Source organism: Nostoc mirabile CHAB5784 (assembly GCF_020829645.1).
Classification (GTDB): Bacteria; Cyanobacteriota; Cyanobacteriia; order Cyanobacteriales; family Nostocaceae; genus Nostoc; species Nostoc mirabile.
Map to the genome: position 1 here is coordinate 94,578 of NZ_JAIVFS010000019.1, position 18,071 is coordinate 112,648.

Annotated in this window: 12 protein-coding genes and 2 pseudogenes; 11 read left to right on the plus strand and 3 right to left on the minus strand. The window is 42.3% G+C overall.

The window, feature by feature from the left end; all coding sequences use genetic code 11:
• Positions 1 to 38 precede the first annotated feature (38 nt).
• Positions 39 to 788 carry a DUF4142 domain-containing protein gene (locus LC653_RS14965; protein ID WP_229495222.1) on the minus strand — a complete coding sequence of 250 codons (750 nt, stop codon included), beginning with the start codon at positions 786 to 788 and terminating at the stop codon, positions 39 to 41.
• Positions 789 to 1,928: 1,140 nt separating this feature from the next.
• Here LC653_RS14965 and glf point away from each other — a divergent pair.
• Positions 1,929 to 4,385 carry a UDP-galactopyranose mutase gene (glf, locus tag LC653_RS14970; RefSeq protein WP_229495223.1) on the plus strand — a complete coding sequence of 819 codons (2,457 nt, stop codon included), beginning with the start codon at positions 1,929 to 1,931 and terminating at the stop codon, positions 4,383 to 4,385.
• Positions 4,386 to 4,470: 85 nt separating this feature from the next.
• Here glf and LC653_RS14975 read toward each other — a convergent pair whose 3' ends face one another.
• Complete coding sequence (locus tag LC653_RS14975; protein ID WP_229495224.1) at positions 4,471 to 4,722, minus strand: hypothetical protein; 252 nt, start codon at positions 4,720 to 4,722, stop codon at positions 4,471 to 4,473.
• A 466-nt stretch (positions 4,723 to 5,188) separates the two neighbouring features.
• Between LC653_RS14975 and LC653_RS14980 the strand changes: the two genes are divergently transcribed.
• The 5 genes and pseudogenes from LC653_RS14980 (at position 5,189) to uvsE (ending at position 12,647) form a co-directional block, all read left to right on the plus strand.
• Positions 5,189 to 7,423: a family 1 glycosylhydrolase gene (locus tag LC653_RS14980; protein WP_229495225.1), complete on the plus strand. Its 2,235-nt coding sequence runs from the start codon at positions 5,189 to 5,191 to the stop codon at positions 7,421 to 7,423.
• Between the two features lie 195 nt (positions 7,424 to 7,618).
• A pseudogene (gene galE / locus LC653_RS14985) lies at positions 7,619 to 8,632 on the plus strand (UDP-glucose 4-epimerase GalE).
• A gap of 731 nt (positions 8,633 to 9,363) precedes the next feature.
• A complete protein-coding gene (locus LC653_RS14990; RefSeq protein ID WP_229486001.1) occupies positions 9,364 to 9,936 on the plus strand; it encodes a hypothetical protein in 573 nt (190 codons plus the stop codon).
• A gap of 279 nt (positions 9,937 to 10,215) precedes the next feature.
• Positions 10,216 to 11,529, plus strand: coding sequence for a ScyD/ScyE family protein (locus LC653_RS14995; RefSeq protein WP_229495226.1), 1,314 nt, complete (start codon positions 10,216 to 10,218; stop codon positions 11,527 to 11,529).
• 161 nt (positions 11,530 to 11,690) lie between these two features.
• A complete protein-coding gene (uvsE, locus tag LC653_RS15000; RefSeq protein ID WP_229495227.1) occupies positions 11,691 to 12,647 on the plus strand; it encodes a UV DNA damage repair endonuclease UvsE in 957 nt (318 codons plus the stop codon).
• A 236-nt stretch (positions 12,648 to 12,883) separates the two neighbouring features.
• Here the strand turns inward: uvsE and LC653_RS15005 are convergent.
• A pseudogene (locus tag LC653_RS15005) lies at positions 12,884 to 13,693 on the minus strand (chloride channel protein); the annotation flags it as partial.
• Positions 13,694 to 13,883: 190 nt separating this feature from the next.
• Between LC653_RS15005 and LC653_RS15010 the strand changes: the two are divergent.
• The 5 genes from LC653_RS15010 to LC653_RS15030 all read left to right on the plus strand — a co-directional run bounded on the left by LC653_RS15010 (position 13,884) and on the right by LC653_RS15030 (position 17,664).
• Positions 13,884 to 14,081, plus strand: coding sequence for a hypothetical protein (locus LC653_RS15010; protein ID WP_118166258.1), 198 nt, complete (start codon positions 13,884 to 13,886; stop codon positions 14,079 to 14,081).
• Positions 14,082 to 14,457: 376 nt separating this feature from the next.
• Positions 14,458 to 15,678 carry an ABC transporter substrate-binding protein gene (locus tag LC653_RS15015; protein ID WP_229495238.1) on the plus strand — a complete coding sequence of 407 codons (1,221 nt, stop codon included), beginning with the start codon at positions 14,458 to 14,460 and terminating at the stop codon, positions 15,676 to 15,678.
• A 38-nt stretch (positions 15,679 to 15,716) separates the two neighbouring features.
• Entirely contained in the window at positions 15,717 to 15,893 is a 177-nt protein-coding gene (locus LC653_RS15020; protein WP_229495228.1) for a hypothetical protein, read from the plus strand.
• A 29-nt stretch (positions 15,894 to 15,922) separates the two neighbouring features.
• Complete coding sequence (locus tag LC653_RS15025) at positions 15,923 to 16,831, plus strand: carbohydrate ABC transporter permease (RefSeq protein WP_229495229.1); 909 nt, start codon at positions 15,923 to 15,925, stop codon at positions 16,829 to 16,831.
• Positions 16,828 to 17,664, plus strand: a complete 837-nt coding sequence (locus LC653_RS15030) for a carbohydrate ABC transporter permease (protein ID WP_229495230.1) — start codon at positions 16,828 to 16,830, stop codon at positions 17,662 to 17,664. The genes LC653_RS15025 and LC653_RS15030 overlap by 4 nt, the downstream gene beginning before the upstream one ends.
• Positions 17,665 to 18,071: the final 407 nt, after the last annotated feature.

Genomic DNA, 18,071 nt, shown 5'->3' on the forward strand with positions numbered 1-18,071 from the left:
AGTAAAATGGTATGAGGCATCGCCAATGGGAGAAGATTTTACCGATCGGTTCTTGTAGGTGTAGTATTACCTTGAGGTATCCTAGTGCCTCCTCCTGTAGGTGAAGGATTGTTCTCAGGTAGGCTATCGCCTCCTGCTGTAGGGGAAGTATTGCCTTGAGAGGCTGATCCACCAAAATTATTAGGTAGATTATTATATCTCCGCGCAACCTCGCCAAATTGATATTTTGTAATGGCGCTAGCAGTGTTAAAGTGCTTCCTGATGGTTGGTAATCCTCGATTCGCCACTGCTACAAGGTCAGGGTTTTGCCCAAGCGCCGCTTCGCGTTGAAAAAGGGCTGCGTTCTCTAGATGAGCATTTACACCACCCTCATCCATATACGCTTGCTCAAAGCGATCGCTCTCTAGCTGAGACAGTAGCGCCAGCGATGCTTGAAATTTTGGCGCCGGAGCGGTGGGAGGAGTTACACCCAATCGTGAACCAATCCGTGTCAAGTCATTTTTCACCTGTGTCTGCTCTTGAATCTCTGCTGTGGCAAATTGTTTAACTTGAGGACTAGTTGAACGCTGCAATGCTAATTGCCCCAGCCCGATGTTACCTAAGCCTGCTTGACCTGCATCTATAAAGAACTGCCGATCAACCTCGTTAACTTGGGTATTTTGGGTTGGGGTTGTTCGATTTGTTTGAGCCTTCACAAACTCACTATTTGGAAGTAATGCTGAGTATCCCAATGAGACAAAAAATCCGATTGCAAGGAGAGCAATAGTAACTAAGGTTCGTTTAATCATGATTGGTTTCTAAGAAAGCTTGGCTAAACTAGCGTGTATTTCCACTAGATCATTTGCTCAAAATTTTTTTGGCGAGATTGATGATCGTGCAAAGAACCTAATATGTCTGGAAAAGTACGCTATTTCCAATACTCTTCTCCTTGCGATAAATATCCATCTTTTTTGAGGTATGTTTAGAACCCCAAATAAAAAGTAATTTTTTCTCAGATCGACTTTATCCAATCAAACGATATAAACCATATTATTGAGCAATTGTTCAAAAGTTCCAGTCCTAAGCAGGAAAATTATACAATTTTAGTTAGTTTAGGCAAGTAGCAAAAAGTCTAAAGTTATGATATAGCAATCCGATTTGATGTCTGAACTTCTTTGCGTGGGCAGGAAGCAGGGAGTAGGGAATCAGCCTTTTCGAGTTGAGGGCGAGTTTTTTCAAAAATCAAATAAGAGTCCTATAGATTATAGATTATAGGTTTTAACGTCTACGTAAATTATTTTTAACAGCTTGCCGCACGCAGCTTTGATAATAGGACTAGCCCTTTCAAGGTGGGTAAAAATTTTGCTCAATAAACTACTTTTTAACCTCTTAACTCTGTGTTATCTGTGCCTAATAAGGTTAAATAAAAGACTTTTTAACCACAGAGACGCAAAGAAGCCAGTGCGCCCTTGCGGTTAAGAGACTTGTTCGCGCAGCGTCTCCCCGAATCCCAAAGGGAGAGGCTAGCGCCAAGGGAGAAGCAACTGGCGCGGCGCAGAGAGAAAAAAGAGATTTTACCAGTCACCTTGAAAGGGCTAGATAATAGGACTTACCCATTGACAATAAATACTAAATATGGATAAGTTTAAAACCCACATCTTTTATAAGGGCTTTATACATTTCATCTACTTTGTTTTAATCTTTACTTACAAAAATAACATCCATATAAGTCTTTTGGCGTATATCTAATTATATATTTAGCTAATTTTGACATAAAGTTCGGTATTCTTAACGTTAAAAATTTCATACTTAAGAATAATATAATAATTAAAAATTACTATATTTAGATAGATGAATATGTAATTAAAAAAGCAAATAATAAGATTAATTCCTACGAGTAAAGAGAACTTGTTAGTCCAAGATTCTGCAACAAGTTGAGTTAATAATCTATGTCAAGCAATAAAGTGCAAATACAAAACAACGGTGTAAGTCATAGCTTTGTGTCACCAACGGTAAATGAAGCAAAATCATCGGAGATTGCAATTTCGCAATCGCTAGGGACATCAATAAATTTATCCTCATTTAACAAAAACTCTCGGTCAACAAAAGCTTTTACCGATACACCTGATATAGTTTGCTTATCTCATCTGCGTTGGAATTTTGTATATCAAAGACCACAACATCTTCTAAGTCGCTGCGCTCAAAAAAAGAGAGTGTTCTTTATCGAAGAACCAATTTTTAGCCGGGAACCATTGGGGCGATTAGACGTTAGTGAAGACAAAACTGGAGTGATAGTTGTTGTTCCATATTTACCAGAAGGTCTAAGTGAGGAAGCAGTAAACGCAGATATAAAAGTACTGCTGGATGGGTTATTTGCAGAATATAATATCTTTAAATACATTTGTTGGTACTATACACCAATGGCGATCGCATGGGCTAGCCATTTAGAACCTGAAGCTGTTATCTATGATTGCATGGATGAATTGTCTGCCTTTAAAGGAGCATCCCCTACTTTAAAGAACTACGAAGCAGAGCTATTTCGTCGGGCAAGCCTAGTATTTACAGGCGGGCAAAGCCTTTACGAAAGTAAGGTAAACCAGCATCCAAACGTTTATGCCTTTCCTAGTAGTGTAGATGTAGCCCACTTTGGACAAGGAAGAACCGTTAAAGAAGAACCAGCAGACCAAGCAAATATTCCTCATCCGCGCCTTGGCTTCTTTGGTGTAATTGATGAGCGGATGGATATTGAATTACTAGCTGGAATTGCCGAGGCTCGTCCTGATTGGCATTTAGTGATAATTGGGCCTGTTGTGAAAATTGACCCAGCAACTCTGCCACAGCATGAAAATATTCATTATCTCGGTGGTAAAGACTATAAAGAGTTGCCTGCATATCTAGCGGGTTGGGATTTGGCAATGTTGCCGTTTGCGCGAAACGAGTCAACACGTTTTATTAGCCCGACTAAAACACCAGAGTATTTAGCCGCAGGTAAACCTGTAGTCTCTACCTCGATTCGAGATGTGGTGCGTCCTTATAGAGACTTGAAGCTAGTACGAATTGCAGACACGACTCAAGAGTTTGTCGCCGCCGCAGAACAGGCATTGCAAGAAGATACAAAAGCATCAGGATGGTTGAGTCGGGTAGATGCATTCTTAGAGCAGATTTCTTGGGATCGGACTTGGGGATCGATGATGCAGTTGATAGATTCTGCGATCGCAACCACACAAGATACCAAAGTTAATGGTAAAAATGGGAAATCTCCCATCTCAACAGATATCCTAGAAGCACCAAGCATCATTACTAGAGACTTTATATTTGATTACTTAGTTGTTGGTGCAGGTTTTTCTGGTAGCGTTATCGCTGAACGCTTGGCGAGACATTCCGGTAAAAAAGTATTGGTTGTAGACAAGCGCAACCACATCGGCGGCAATGCTTACGACCATTACGACGACCACGGAATTCTCGTACATAAATACGGCCCCCATATCTTTCATACCAGTTCCCGCGAAGTATTTGAATACCTTTCACAGTTCACTCCCTGGCGTTCTTACGAGCATCACGTTCTAGCCAGCGTAGATGGACAACTTGTTCCCATCCCCATTAACCTTGACACCATCAACAAACTCTATGGCATGAACCTCAATTCATTCCAGGCAGAAGAGTTTTTTCAATCGGTTGCAGAACCGAGAGAACACATCCGTACCTCTGAAGATGTAGTGATTAGTAAAGTTGGTCAGGAACTTTACGAAAAGTTCTTCAAAAACTACACTCGCAAACAATGGGGACTCGATCCTTCAGAACTTGACAAAACAGTAATTGCCCGAATTCCCACCCGTACCAACCGCGACAGCCGATATTTCACAGATAGTTACCAAGCAATGCCCCTGCACGGCTTTACCCGGATGTTTGAGAATATGTTAAATCATCCGAACATTAAGGTAATGCTCAACACCGATTACCGCGAAATCGAGAAGGCTATACCTTGCCGCGAGATGGTTTACACTGGGCCAGTTGATGAGTTTTTTGATTGTCGCTACGGTAAACTACCCTATCGCTCATTAGATTTCAAACACGAAACGCATCACACCCCTGTGTTTCAGTCAGCGCCAGTAATTAACTATCCCAACGAACAACTGTATACCCGGATTACCGAATTTAAGTACCTAACCGGACAGGAACACTCGAAAACTAGTATTGTTTACGAGTTTCCCAAGGCAGAGGGCGATCCCTATTATCCCGTACCACGTCCTGAAAATCAGGAAATTTACAAACAATACAGAGCTTTGGCTGAAACAACATCAGGTGTGCATTTTGTGGGAAGGCTAGCTACATACAAGTATCTCAACATGGATCATTGTGTGGCACAGGCTTTGGCAACATACAAACAAATAGCGGTTAAGGCTTAAGTTTCTTGATGTTGATTATGGGCAGGTATTGCTTAGGCTGCGATTTTTTAAAGTAGAGACGCAATCCATCGCGTCTCTACAAAAGTCAGATTAGCAATTTTATGTGACTGGCAGATGATTTAGTGGTTACTAAGTACAGCATTTCATTAATTCGTAGCGAATTAAATTTGACAATACCCTGCAATGCCAATGCATCGGCTGACAATGCCAATGCATCGGCTGACAATGCTAATGCATCGGCTGACAATGCTAATGCATCGGCTGACAATGCTAATGCATTGGCTGACAATGCTAATGCATCGACTGACAATGCTAATGCATCGGCTGACAATGCCAATGCGTCCCCTTACATTAAAAACGCTACGATTTTATGCAAAGCTGTACTAAGAAACTGTTGGATCTGAGTATTCCATTAATTGATTTTGAATTCTGTATTTTTCTTCATGCTTTTGTGGTCAACAATCCGCAAAAAATAGTAGATATTATATCTGCGTTATCAAAACGCGGAAATATTCAAGTAGGGCGTTGCTGAATCAAGGGATGATTCTTGTAGGGTGGGCGTCTCGCCCGCCCTGAAATACAAGGGACGGGCAAGATGCCCATCCCACAAAACTAGCAAAATCATCCCGCAAATATGCAACGCCTCAAGTAGAACTTACGCAAAATTACACGCGCTCTGAGGCAATTCATGAATTGCCCCTACCTGAAAAAAGGTTTTGCTATTGTTTGCGTAAGTTTTGATAAAGGTAATAGAAGCTTTGGTTGTGTAAATTATGACTTTTGTCTTTAACTCAAGTAAAGACGTGATAAATAACGTCTTGAGAGAGAATAATTCACAACTCCCCTTGGAAGTGTGGGCTGGTGTAGAGTGTACAGTTAATCGCGTGGGTGATGAGTATTTAGACCAGTTGGAACGCAACGGTCATGCAACGCGCTTAAATGATTTAAATTTGTTTGCAGAACTAGGGATAAAAGCTATCCGTTATCCTGTATTGTGGGAAAAGATAGCACCTAATGGGCTAGAAAATGCCGATTGGTCTTGGGCGGATGAAAGACTGGGGCGCTTGCAAGAACTTGGCATCTGTCCGATTGTGGGATTAGTGCATCATGGTAGTGGCCCACGAGATACAAGTTTGGTAGACCCAGAATTTCCAGAGAAACTAGCAGTGTTTGCCCGTGCAGTTGCCGATCGCTACCCTTGGGTGACATATTACACGCCTGTAAACGAGCCACTGACAACAGCGCGATTCAGTGGAATGTATGGTCACTGGTATCCTCACGGGCGAGATGATTTAACTTTCGCCCGTGCTTTGTTGGGAGAGTGTCGCGCAGTAGCCTTGGCAATGAAGGCAATCCGGGAAGTCAACCCTAGCGCTCAACTAGTGCAAACCGAGGATTTAGGTAAGATTTACAGTACACCGAAACTAGAATATCAAGCAGAATTTGAGAACGATCGCCGTTGGTTGAGCCTTGATTTATTATGCGGTCGAATTAACTCAACTCATTCAATGTGGGGTTACTTAAAGAATTGTGGTATTAGTGAGGCTGAACTTGAGACATTTTTGCAAAATACTTGTCCCCCTGACATCATAGGGATTAACCATTATTTAACCAGCGAACGGTTTTTGGATGAGCATACAGAAAACTATCCAACTTGGACGCATGGCGGTAATGGTCGAGAAAAATATGCGGATGTAGAGGCGGTGCGAGTTTGTGCTGAGGGTTTAGCAGGGCCGCATACATTGCTACTAGAGACATGGGAACGCTATCACCTGCCCCTTGCTGTCACCGAAGCTCATATCAGCTGCACACGTGAGGAGCAGCTACGCTGGCTTTATGAGGTGTGGAATGCGGCGAAGGAATTACAAGCAGAGGGTGTGGATATCCGCGCTGTCACTGCTTGGGCGCTCCTTGGCAGCTACGATTGGAATAGTTTAGTCACAAAAGCTCATGGCTACTACGAGCCAGGGGTATTTGATTTGCGTTCGCGTAGCGTCTCCTCTGGAGAATCGCCACATCCTCGACCAACAGCGATCGCTAAAATGGTGCAGGATCTAGCAAATGGGCATCAACTAAATCATCCGCTACTTGAAACCCCTGGCTGGTGGCATCGACAACAGCGCCTGTTATACCCTGCACTAAGTTGCAATGCGATGATAGGGGAAGGAAGGAAAAAAACTTCCTCAATGCCCCCTGCCTCCCCTCGTCCTCTGGCGATCGTCGGTGCCAGAGGAACTCTCGGAAAGGCTTTTGCTCGGTTGTGCGAAGTGCGCGGAATTTCATATCAGCTGCTGACGCGCCAAGAAATGGATATTACCGATCCTGCCTCTGTGGATGCGGCGCTTACCCAGTTGAAGCCGTGGGCGGTTGTGAACGCTGCCGGATACGTGCGGGTGGACGATGCCGAACGTGAACCCCATGTTTGTCTGCAAGTGAACGCCGAAGGGCCAGCCATTCTAGCTGCTGCTTGCGCTGAACATAACGTACCGCTATTAACTTTCTCCTCAGATTTGGTATTTGATGGTGCTGTATCTAATCCTTATGTCGAAACTGATACCGTTGCTCCCCTGAATATATATGGGTGCAGCAAAGTTTTGGCAGAAAAGCTGGTATTGCAGGCTTATCCGGCATCGCTGGTGATTCGCACTAGTGCATTTTTTGGGCCGTGGGATGAGTATAATTTTGTCACGATCGCTCTGCGTCAGCTTAGTGCTGGTAATAATTTCATTGCCGCAGAGGATGGAATTGTTTCACCTACTTATGTACCAGATTTAGTTCATGCCAGCCTAGATTTATTGATTGATGGCGAGTGTGGGCTGTGGCATTTGGCGAATAAGAGTGCGATCGCCTGGGCTGATTTCGCGCGATTAGCGGCTAAACAAGCTGGAGTCAGTGTCAGCAATCTGATTTCTGTGCCCACAGAACAGCTTGGTTTAACTGCTCCCCGCCCAACTTACAGCGTTCTTGGTAGCAGCCGAGGTGAATTAATGCCATCGCTTGACAGTGCAATTTCTCGCTACTTGGAAGAAAGAATCTAGTACCGCAAGGCGGAAGTCAAAAGGAGCCAGTGCGTTGGGCGGCTCTGCCGACTTGAAGCAACTGGCGTTTAAAAGTCAAAAGTCAAAAGTTTTATATATCAAGGCTTTTGCAAGTTTTAAAATAGTAGCTTGATTTTTGCCGCGCTGTACTAGTGACTAGTAACTAAATCTTCTCTTTCCCCCCAATCCTTAATTATGTCAACCATTTTAGTAACAGGAGGAGCCGGATATATTGGTTCCCATGCTGTATTAGCTCTAAAAAATGCAGGTTATGAAGTAATTGTTCTGGATAATCTTTCCAATGGACATCGTGAACTTGTAGAAGAAGTTTTGCAAGTAAAGTTGATTGTTGGCGACATGAGCGATGTCTAGCGACAAGCCGCTTTGCGTCTACGCGCCCTGCTTGATAACATATTCTCAACTCACAATATAGAGGCAGTAATGCATTTTGCTGCTTATATTGCCGTGGGTGAATCTGTTACCGACCCAGCTAAATATTACCAAAATAATGTTGCAGGAACTCTGACACTTTTAGAGGCAATGGTTGCGGCGTCAGTTAAGAAGTTTATCTTTTCTTCTACCTGCGCCCTTTATGGTGTACCAAAGTTTGTTCCGCTTACCGAAGAACATCCGCAAGATCCCATTAGTCCATACGCTACTAGCAAGTGGATGGTAGAAAGAATCTTATCTGATTTTGATACAGCTTACAATTTAAAATCTGTACGTTTCCGTTACTTTAACGCCGCCGGTGCTGACCCCAATGGGTTGCTAGGTGAAGACCATGAACCTGAAACTCACCTCATACCATTAGTACTACTAGCTGCTTTGGGTAAACGCGAATCTATCTTTATTTTCGGCACTGATTACCCTACCCCAGACGGTACTTGTATCCGGGATTATATTCACGTAACTGATTTGGCACAAGCTCATATTTTGGGTTTGGAATATCTGCTTAAAGATGGAGAAAGCGAAGTATTTAATCTGGGAAATGGCAGTGGTTTTTCAGTCCGAGAAGTGATAGAAACTGCTCAGGAAGTAACAGGCAAAGAAATCAAAATAGAGGAACGCGATCGCAGACCAGGCGACCCTCCTATTTTAGTTGGTAGCAGCGACAAAGCAACTAAAGTTTTGGGTTGGCATCCCCAGTATCCCAACGTTAAGGAAATCCTCACCCATGCTTGGCAATGGCATCAGCGACGACATAGATAAAGACAAAATATTTCGCTATTATCCTCACGATAGATGCACAACAAAGAGTAAAGGCAATTAGAGGAATTATAGCTATTTTAAATCGCCATTTGAAGACTTTAAAAGTGCGATCGCACAATCCAGCAGAGTCAGCATGGTGAAGTATCTCAGTACATGAATAGAAAGGCACTTAAATACATCTGCCCCTGCCCCCTGCCTCTTCGTTGAGAGCTATGAGTAAAGCTTACCCCAGCAACTTGACTCCAGATTAGTTTGAATGGATGAGCGGGTTAATACCAAAGCCAAAACCTGAAGGTCGTCCCCATGAGGTGGACATATTAGAAAGGATGCTAAATGTTCAGATAGAGAAATTTTCTGCCCTCCTAAATAAACCTGTGGAATTCTTAAATTCCTTAGAAAGGCAGTCCAGTACTAATAAAAAATTGACAAGTTGATCAAAAGATTATTCATTGCAACTGCATTTTAAATCCTGTAAATTCTAATACCGTAAGGTCTGTTTACATTAATTTTTTAGTTTCAAAATCTTTAGATTGTCTTCTCTAGAGAACAATTCACACAATTGACCCGAATTGAGAGACTTTTGCAAAAGTAGCATATTTCCGAAAATTGAATATTCGACTTGTTGTCAAAATCAATACTTTTGAGGTTAAAAGTTTGAAATGATACTTCGCTCACTCCAGGTGTGGCTAGTTCCATTGGTTCTCACTTTCACTAGCATTTGCTCAGATGCAATGAGAGCTACAGCACAAACCATATATCCATTTACTGGCAACTATCGCACAACAGTTAATATTGAGCCGATCTCAGGCAACGTTTCCAAGGTATTTGAGGTAGGTTTAAGTGATGATGCCCCGTATGATTTAGGACTATACGAGGGTCTAACATACTCCGTGCTTGATGCCAATGGAAATCTGACTTTTAATAATAATCCAGAGGTATTCGGCGTCCAAGGTTTCCCGCAGGGCTACATTGTATTTGGTAGTGGTACTAACAAGTTATTTGGAACAAGTGATGCTAGTGCTTCAGTGAATTTTGAAAATCTGACAGCGAAAGGTTCTGGCGTCGTAAATATCACCAATGGTGAAGGCATATTCAAAAACGCTACAAGCACACTATTATTTTCTGAAGAAGACATAGTTAATCTGGGATCAACTATTACCTTGAAGGGTCAGGCTTTAGTAAGCGGTTCTATTGAAGTTCCCCAAGAAGTTCCAGAACCAAAAACTATGACGCCACTGATTAGCATAGGTTTGATTGGAGCTAGTTTTATCGTGCGTCGGCGCTACCGTCGATTAGCTGGATGATCCGTGGCGTAATAAATGCAATATAGCGGTTCTCACTTAAATGAGGTATGAATAACGGTAATAACATACAGCATAATTTAGGAGTAAAACACGCTTTATACCTGAGTAACAGACTTAACTTGTCTACCTCACCAACTTGAAATCTGCTGTAAATGAATTTGTACCTTAGGCGACTGAGAAACGCTATATCTAAGAGGTCATTGCTATAACGCACCATGTTATTGCAACCATTGGTTAATAAAAATACTTAATAAACCTCTACCCTATTTGGATTGTCCAATGCCTTTATCTTTAATTTATAAATCTGCTCTTAGTTTTACATTTCTCACTGTTTGTCTTGCCATTTTTTCTGGAATAAAACCAGCAAAAGCTGTGTCATTTAGTGTGGTTGCTGACGGTCTTGATAATGTCCGTGGTCTTAATTTTGCTCCTGACGGTAGTCTCTATATTACAGAGTCAGGTGTGGGGGGAGATGGGCGATGTATTCCCGGCCCTAGTTTGGAAGGTCTGCTTTCATGTGCTGGTACAAGTGGTGCTGTGACTAGAGTTAAGGATGGGAAACAAGAACGTGTAATTACAGGATTACCTTCAATAGCATTAAGGCCTACTGGTACTACAGGTGAAGGGCCTCAAGATATCCAATTTGATCGCTTGGGAAATCCCTATCTTCTAATTGGGTATGCTGGTAATCCAACTATTTCCGATTTTCCAAAAAATTCTCCTAGCTGGGGACAGCTTTATAAAGTAGACCTGAAAACAGGTTCTTTGAAAAGTATTGCTGATTTGGCAAAATATGAATTCGCCAATAATGCAGATGGGGTTGATGTGCTTGATGTTAGCGGTGAAATAGCTAGTAACCCCTATGCTTTTACAATTAAGGATGATACTGCTTATATTGTTGATGCGGCTGCAAACAACGTTTTGACTGTGGGACTTGATGGAAATGATTTAAAGTCACTAACTGTGCTTCCTACACAAAAAATAACTAATCCCATTTTCCCCGCTCCTGAACCAGGGCAAGTACTACCTCCTGACGCGCCGCCATCTGGACAAACACCGCAGGAGATTGAAATTCAATCAGTACCTACAGGTGTTACATTTGGCCCCGATGGTGCAATATATGTGAGCGAATACACTGGTTTCCCTTTTCCAGAAGGTAAAGCAAGGATTTTTCGGATTGGAGTTGATGGTGAAACTACAGTTTACGCTGATGGTTTTACCCAACTGAGTGACTTGGCTTTTGATGCTGAAAGTAATTTATATGCTTTACAATATGGCAATGAACCACAGTGGAAAGGTATTTCAGATGGTTCTTTAGTGCAAATAGCCCCTGATGGAACTCGGACAACGCTGCTGAGTGGTAATGGGTTAGAGTCTGCTACGGCCTTGACTGTTGGCCCTGATGGTGCTATTTACGTTTCAAATAAAGGCGATCGCCCAGCACAAGGACAAGTTTTGAGAATTGACACTACAAAAAAAGTTCCTGAACCGACTTCTTTATTGGGCGTATTAGTAGCGTTTGGTGCATTAGGTGTTTGTTCATTCACCAAGCGCAGCCCTTCAGGCAACTCAAAATTGCAATCCTATAAATAATTGGGTCAACATCGTAATCTTGATGATCAATATTACCCCTTATAACTTTTCAAACAACCTCTAAGGCTTAAGACTTCATTCTTTAGGTACTTGTAAGCTAGTAGTAGAACTTGTTTAAATGAAAATATGGCTCAAAACAGGCAATAAATTATTATTAGTTAATGACCGTAATCGAGTTTCCAAATTTACCTAATGCACAGCAGTGCCAAAAAAGTACACTGCCCAATTTAGGGCTAGTTTGCATCACCTCTGACAAACAAGTGCGCTTTCGGACAATGACGCGCACCCGATACTTAAAACTTTCCCTTAGCGATCGCCAAAGCGCCCTAAGTGAACTGTATCGGCATAATTTACAGCGTTTGCATGACGCTCTCTCCTTTTGTGAGCAGAATAAAATTCAGCTTTATCGGATGTCTTCAGCAATATTTCCCCTAAGTGACTTAGAAGACGAAATCGGCGCAAATATATTAGAGGCAATGAGCGCTGATTTAGCAACAATCGGTCAACGAGCAAATGCATTGGGCATAAGAATGGTGTTGCATCCAGATCAATATGTAGTGCTGAGTTCTGATTCTCCCGAAGTGGTACAAGCAAGTATTAATAATTTAGCAGGACATGCACGTATACTTGACTTACTGGGCTTACCGCGATCGCCTTGGTCATTGATGAATATTCATGGTGGCAAATCTCAACGGGCTGAACAACTAGTAAAAGTAATTTCCGAACTACCAGAAAATATCAAAACCCGCTTGACTCTAGAAAACGATGAATACGCCTATAGTGCCGACGAAATTTTAGCAGTATGTCAGCAAGCTGGCGTGCCAATGGTATTTGATGCCCATCACCATATTTGCCACGAAAATTTAGATAGCTACGATCATCCGAGTGTAGGATCCATGTTTTACGCAGCGCGAGAAACTTGGACAAATCCAGATTGGCAATTGGTTCATATTTCCAATGGTGAGCAAGCTTTTAATGACAGAAAACACAGCAACTTGATTACCGATATGCCCAACGTCTACCACCAAGCACCGTGGATCGAAGTCGAAGCCAAACAAAAAGAAGAAGCGATCGCACATTTGCGCTCTTGGTGGCTAATAAAAAATAATTGTACGTAAATTAACACAAGACCCTACCTAGTACAATTTCTAAGCTAGTTTTGAAGGTTTGTAGTAAGCACAAAGCGTGCTTAGAAGATAAGGACTAAAGTCCTTACTACGAACTTACTGACTCATCAATTTCCCTTCTTTCCTTCTTCCTTTGCGTACTTCGCGTCTTCTCTTCGAGAGGCTTCGCCAATGCGGTTCGTTCCTTTACCCTTCAAGCTTCCCTTGACAGACTACTACTTACCCTTTTATTCAGTAGCTTCTCTCTGAGACTTCAATTGAGATGCAATCAAGGGAACTTTGGGCGCAAGAAAAAATCCAATTAAGCTGGCAAAAAGGATTGGCGTAAAAGGACTCAAATTAGCCAGTTTTGACAGTAGCAAAGTCGTACTTATAGGTGTACGCGTTACAGCTGCATTGATAGCCGCCATTGTACAAATCATTGCAAGGGCCGGATTAATTCCCGGAATTAAGACTGCTACAGCTTTACCAATACAAGCACCAGTGAAAAACAAAGGGATGATAAATCCACCGCGCCAGCCACCTGTTACTGTAATGCTAATGGCAGCCATTTTACCAAGAGCAAGAGTTAAGAGAAAAACAGCAGGAAAGTTAGTAGTGAGGACTGATTCTAACTCTTCATGTCCAAAATAACGGGTTAAGGGTAATAAAACTGCTAAAGTGCCAAGCCCGAATCCTGCTAGTGTTGTGTGTACATAAATGGGGCTGGGAATTCGAGCAAGCAAGTAATCGCAGCCCCGAAAAATGCCCATAAAAATCCATCCCGCCACCGCCCCGATCATACCGAACATAATAGCGATCGCAAAATCATCAATCTTGTCTAGGTGGTACTGGGGAAAATGCCAAGTGGGCGCAATTCCTAAATGTGTGATTGCTGCAAATACCAAATAACTAGCGCAACTCGAAACAATGGCTGGCATCAAGGCTTCGTAATATTCCACAATATGCTGATGGTGTAAAATCTCTAGGGCGAACATTGCACCGCCAAGAGGTGCGCCAAACAAGGCAGTGAAGCCAGCTGCCATCGCTTTTAGGGCAGGGGAGCAGGGGGCTCTTAGCTGGGGGAGGGAAAGTCGTTGTGATTCCAAAAATTGGATAATTTATTTTTTGGAGTTCCCTAATAGCTCCCTTCCAAGAACTGCCTCTTCGGTGAAATTAAGCCTCAAGATAGTGTGTACCTCATCACAAAAGAACTTAAGCTTGGCGTATAAGTTTGGGGAAATAGTGATGAATAAGGAAACAGTTCCTAGTCAAGCTGAAAAGTCTAGTCCAGAAGGCGATCCATCGCAGCTAGATCCAGAGGTACTGGACAAAATCAAACACCCTGCGAGAATAGACGATGTTATTCGGGAGCAATCACCAGAAGAACGTAAAAGTAACCCAGCTTTAGTACCAGAAATGATCGATGATCCAACTGATGATTGATTGGGTTTGCAAAAGAGTAATCGAAATGCTCTGATTCCCGACTTCTTAGAGAAGTCGGGAATCTTGTTAGTAATGTGTATCACTTACCTCCAGTAATGAATCATTTGAAATTTCTGCGGCAGAAGTTGATTTTATTTTTTGTAAGTCGGCACAATAAAACCAAACTGGGTAAAGAAAAGTAAACAAGGCTCAAACCATTTTTCCCCCTGCCCCCTGCCCCCTGCCTTATCCCAACAATAATTATTTACGCCGACCTACTTTTGTCAGTCCCTAAGTAAATATCACTCGGGAGCAATAGAAGGTATAAGTTAAAAGAAAAGAGACTATTAGCTGTCTTGTGATCAAAAAAAGATTGTTTAATTTTTTGGGACTGGTAATGGCGATCGCGATCGCGATTATTGCTTGTCAAAGCCTACAATTACCAAGCAAACCGTTAACATCTACCCCAGTTACCATTAAACTCAGTGGTTGGGGAGGCTCTCCTGTTGAACAAAAACTCTTGACGGAAGTACTGCACGACTTTGAAGCACAACATCCAACTATTAAGGTCAGATATGAAGCAATCTCCGACCAATATATGGATGTGATTAAAACTCGTCTGGTTGGGGAAGCCGCGCCTGATGTCTTTTATCTGGATGCGCTGGAAGCTCCTTTTTTAATGAGTCAAAATGTCCTGGAACCCTTAGATGCTTACATTACCCCCAAATTTGACCTACCAGACTTCGAGGATGCCCTACTCAACAGCTTCAAATATCAGAACCAGATTTATGGACTTCCCAAAGACTATTCCACCCTTGCTCTGTTTTATAACAAAAAAGCCTTCGCTGCCGCAGGCTTGAGTAGTCCGCCAGCTACTTGGGATGAATTACGTAACTACTCGAAACAATTGACAGGCAAACTTAACAAATACGGCTTTGGAGAAAACCCAGAATTAGCGCGTCAGGCTTATAAAATTAAAGCTTTTGGTGGGCAAATCGTCGATCAAAATGGTTATGCTACCTTTGCCAGTGCAGCAGGTTTACAGGGTTTGGAGTTAGTAGTAGACCAGTATCAAAAAGACCGTTCCTCTGCCCAAAAATCTGATGTGGGGACAAATTCAGGTAGTGAAATGCTTGGTCAAAGTAAGGTGGCAATGGTGATTGAGGGGAATTGGGCAATTCCTTATTTAACTGAAACCTTTCCCAAACTAGAGTTTGCTACCGCACCAGTGCCTACTATTAATGATAAAAAAGGCACGATGTTACTTACAGTTGCCTACGTGATGAATCATCTTGCACAGCATAAAACCGAAGCTTGGGAGTTGATTGAATATCTCACGGGTAAAGAAGGGATGCAAAAGTGGACAGGAACAGGATTTGCTTTGCCAACACGTAAATCAGTAGCAAAGAATTTGGGCTACGATCGAGACCCTATGCGATCGCCATTAGTAGCGGGTGTTGATTATGCTACACCGTGGCAGGTAGGTGAGTATTCATCTGCGATCGTCAATAACTTTGATAACCAGTTTGTCAGCGCCTTATTGGGGCAACAACCATTAAAGCAGGCGATGGTACAAGCACAAAAAGAAGCTAATCAGCAGGTTAAAGCAATGGAGTAATTACGTATACTTATTTAAAAAGTAAAAATATTAACTCCATGATGACAATTTCTGCCGTTGAAGACTTTATCTCGTTTCATGGTCATCAGGTATGGTATCGGATTGTTAAACCAGACCAAGAAGATTCTAAAAAGCTACTACTGCTATGTGTTCACGGAGGCTCAGGAGTACCCCACGACTACTTAGAACCTTTGTCAGCGATCGCTACAGCCTAGTTAGTGCGAGATTAGATGGAGGTTCAACAGTGTTTGAAATCAGCAGGCGGCGGAGTAATCCCAGGTGGAATCTCACAGAAGACTTGGCTGGGTATATGTTCATGATGCCCACCATCCTAGTCTTAGGGACTTTTGTAGTCTTACCCATTCTCTTAGCGGTTTTTCTTTCCTTGCAAAAAGTTCAACTCCTTGGCGGTATTGAGTACGAGTTCATCGGTTTTCGGAACTTCACGCGATTAGCTGAAGATGAAAGAGTTGGGATTGCTTTGAGAAACACAGTAGAATATGTTGCCATTGTTGTGCCAACTCAAACTGTCCTAGCTTTAATTCTGGCAGTAACTTTAAATTCAGGGATTCGCGGTAAAAGCTGGTGGCGCATCCTGTACTTTTTGCCTACAGTCACTTCTTCAGCAGTGCTAACACTCATTTTCATGTGGATTTATAACACTGATGGGCTACTAAACGATTTTCTCGCTTTTGTGGGGCTACCTACTTATAACTGGTTGGGTAATCCAGCAGTTGCGCTCAAAGGCATTATGATCATGAACATTTGGTCAACTGCGCCGTTTTTCATGGTGATTTATCTAGCGGCGTTGCAGGATATACCCCAAACACTTTATGAGGCGGCCCAACTTGATGGCGCAAATGGGTGGCAGCAATTTGTCTACATTACTCTTCCCTTACTGAAGCCTGTAACCTTCTTTGTGGTAGCAGTGGGGGTAATTGGCACTTTTCAACTTTTTGACCAGTCTTACATCTTTTCTGCTGGTACTGGTGGCCCAAACAACGCTACCTTAACTGTGGTGCTGCTAATTTACCAAGCTGTGTTTCGGAATTTACAAATGGGATATGCAGCTGCGATCGCATTTTTATTAGCAGCAGTGATCATTGCCATTACTTTAATTCAGCGACGACTTTTTGGAGGTGAACGGATTTGACTAACATCTCTGGCTTATCCTGGCTTAAAGTCTTGTTATACGTCTTGCTGACACTCTATGCCCTCATTACTTTAATTCCCTTTCTCTGGGCACTTTCAGCATCATTTAAGCCGCTATCAGAGATTGTCAGTGGTGAATCCAACTTTCTCCCCAAGAATTTTACTCTTGACAACTACAGGCAAATCTTTCTCCAAGAACCGCTATTTTGGCGCTGGTTGTTCAACAGTGTGGTGATTGCCATCAGCGTCACGCTTTTAAATTTGTTGTTAAATTCAATGGCTGGTTATGCCTTGGCGAGACTACGTTTTGTGGGTAAGCGCTTTTGGTTCTTCCTAATCTTGGCAGTACTGGCAGTCCCAGCGCAAATCACTCTAATTCCCACATTTTTGATTTTAAAAGCGATCGGCTGGCTGAATTCTTACCAAGGCATGATTGTGCCGAGCATGGTTAATGCCACTTTTATCTTCATGATGCGGCAGTTTTTCGTTAATTTTCCTAAAGAACTAGAAGAAGCAGCTCAACTCGATGGCTTAAATACTTTTGGAATTTTCCGGCATATTGTCTTACCTTTAGCAAAACCAGCACTAGCAGCACAGGCAGTTTTTGTGTTCATGGGCAGTTGGAATAATTTTTTACTGCCTATAGTTATCCTATTTGACCCAGAAATGTTTACCCTTCCTTTGGGGCTAAACACCTTTAAAGGTCAATACATCAGCTATTGGAATTATATTATGGCGGCTTCTATGGTCTTCACTCTGCCAGCTTTAGGCATTTACGCCTTTTTTAATCGTTACTTTATTCAAAGCGTCACCTTTACCGGGGGAAAAGGTTAAACTAATTCGCTTTTTCGCCCATTGGCAATGGGCAACTCTTGGAGACGCTAAAAGCGAACGCCCCGCTACGCTAACGCAATTAGGTTTTGTAATGGGGATTTTACCCCTACACAAAACGATAACAAAGTCATCACTACTTGGTAAGATTATACAAGGTAGAATTTTATAACCACCGTTGTATATACAAGAGTTCTCATGGAGTAGTCTAATATTCAATGTTTTCTTGTCTAAAGTCTGAGGAATAATCTTTAAGCAAATAAAATCTATCTTAAGATATCAATTCTTCATACAAAAGATAGTTGTTCACAATATATATATTGTGAGAAAAAACATACTAATCATCTACTTTGCCTAACAGAAAGGAGGCACAATTTGTCAGACAACTATTTGGATGACTATAAACTTTC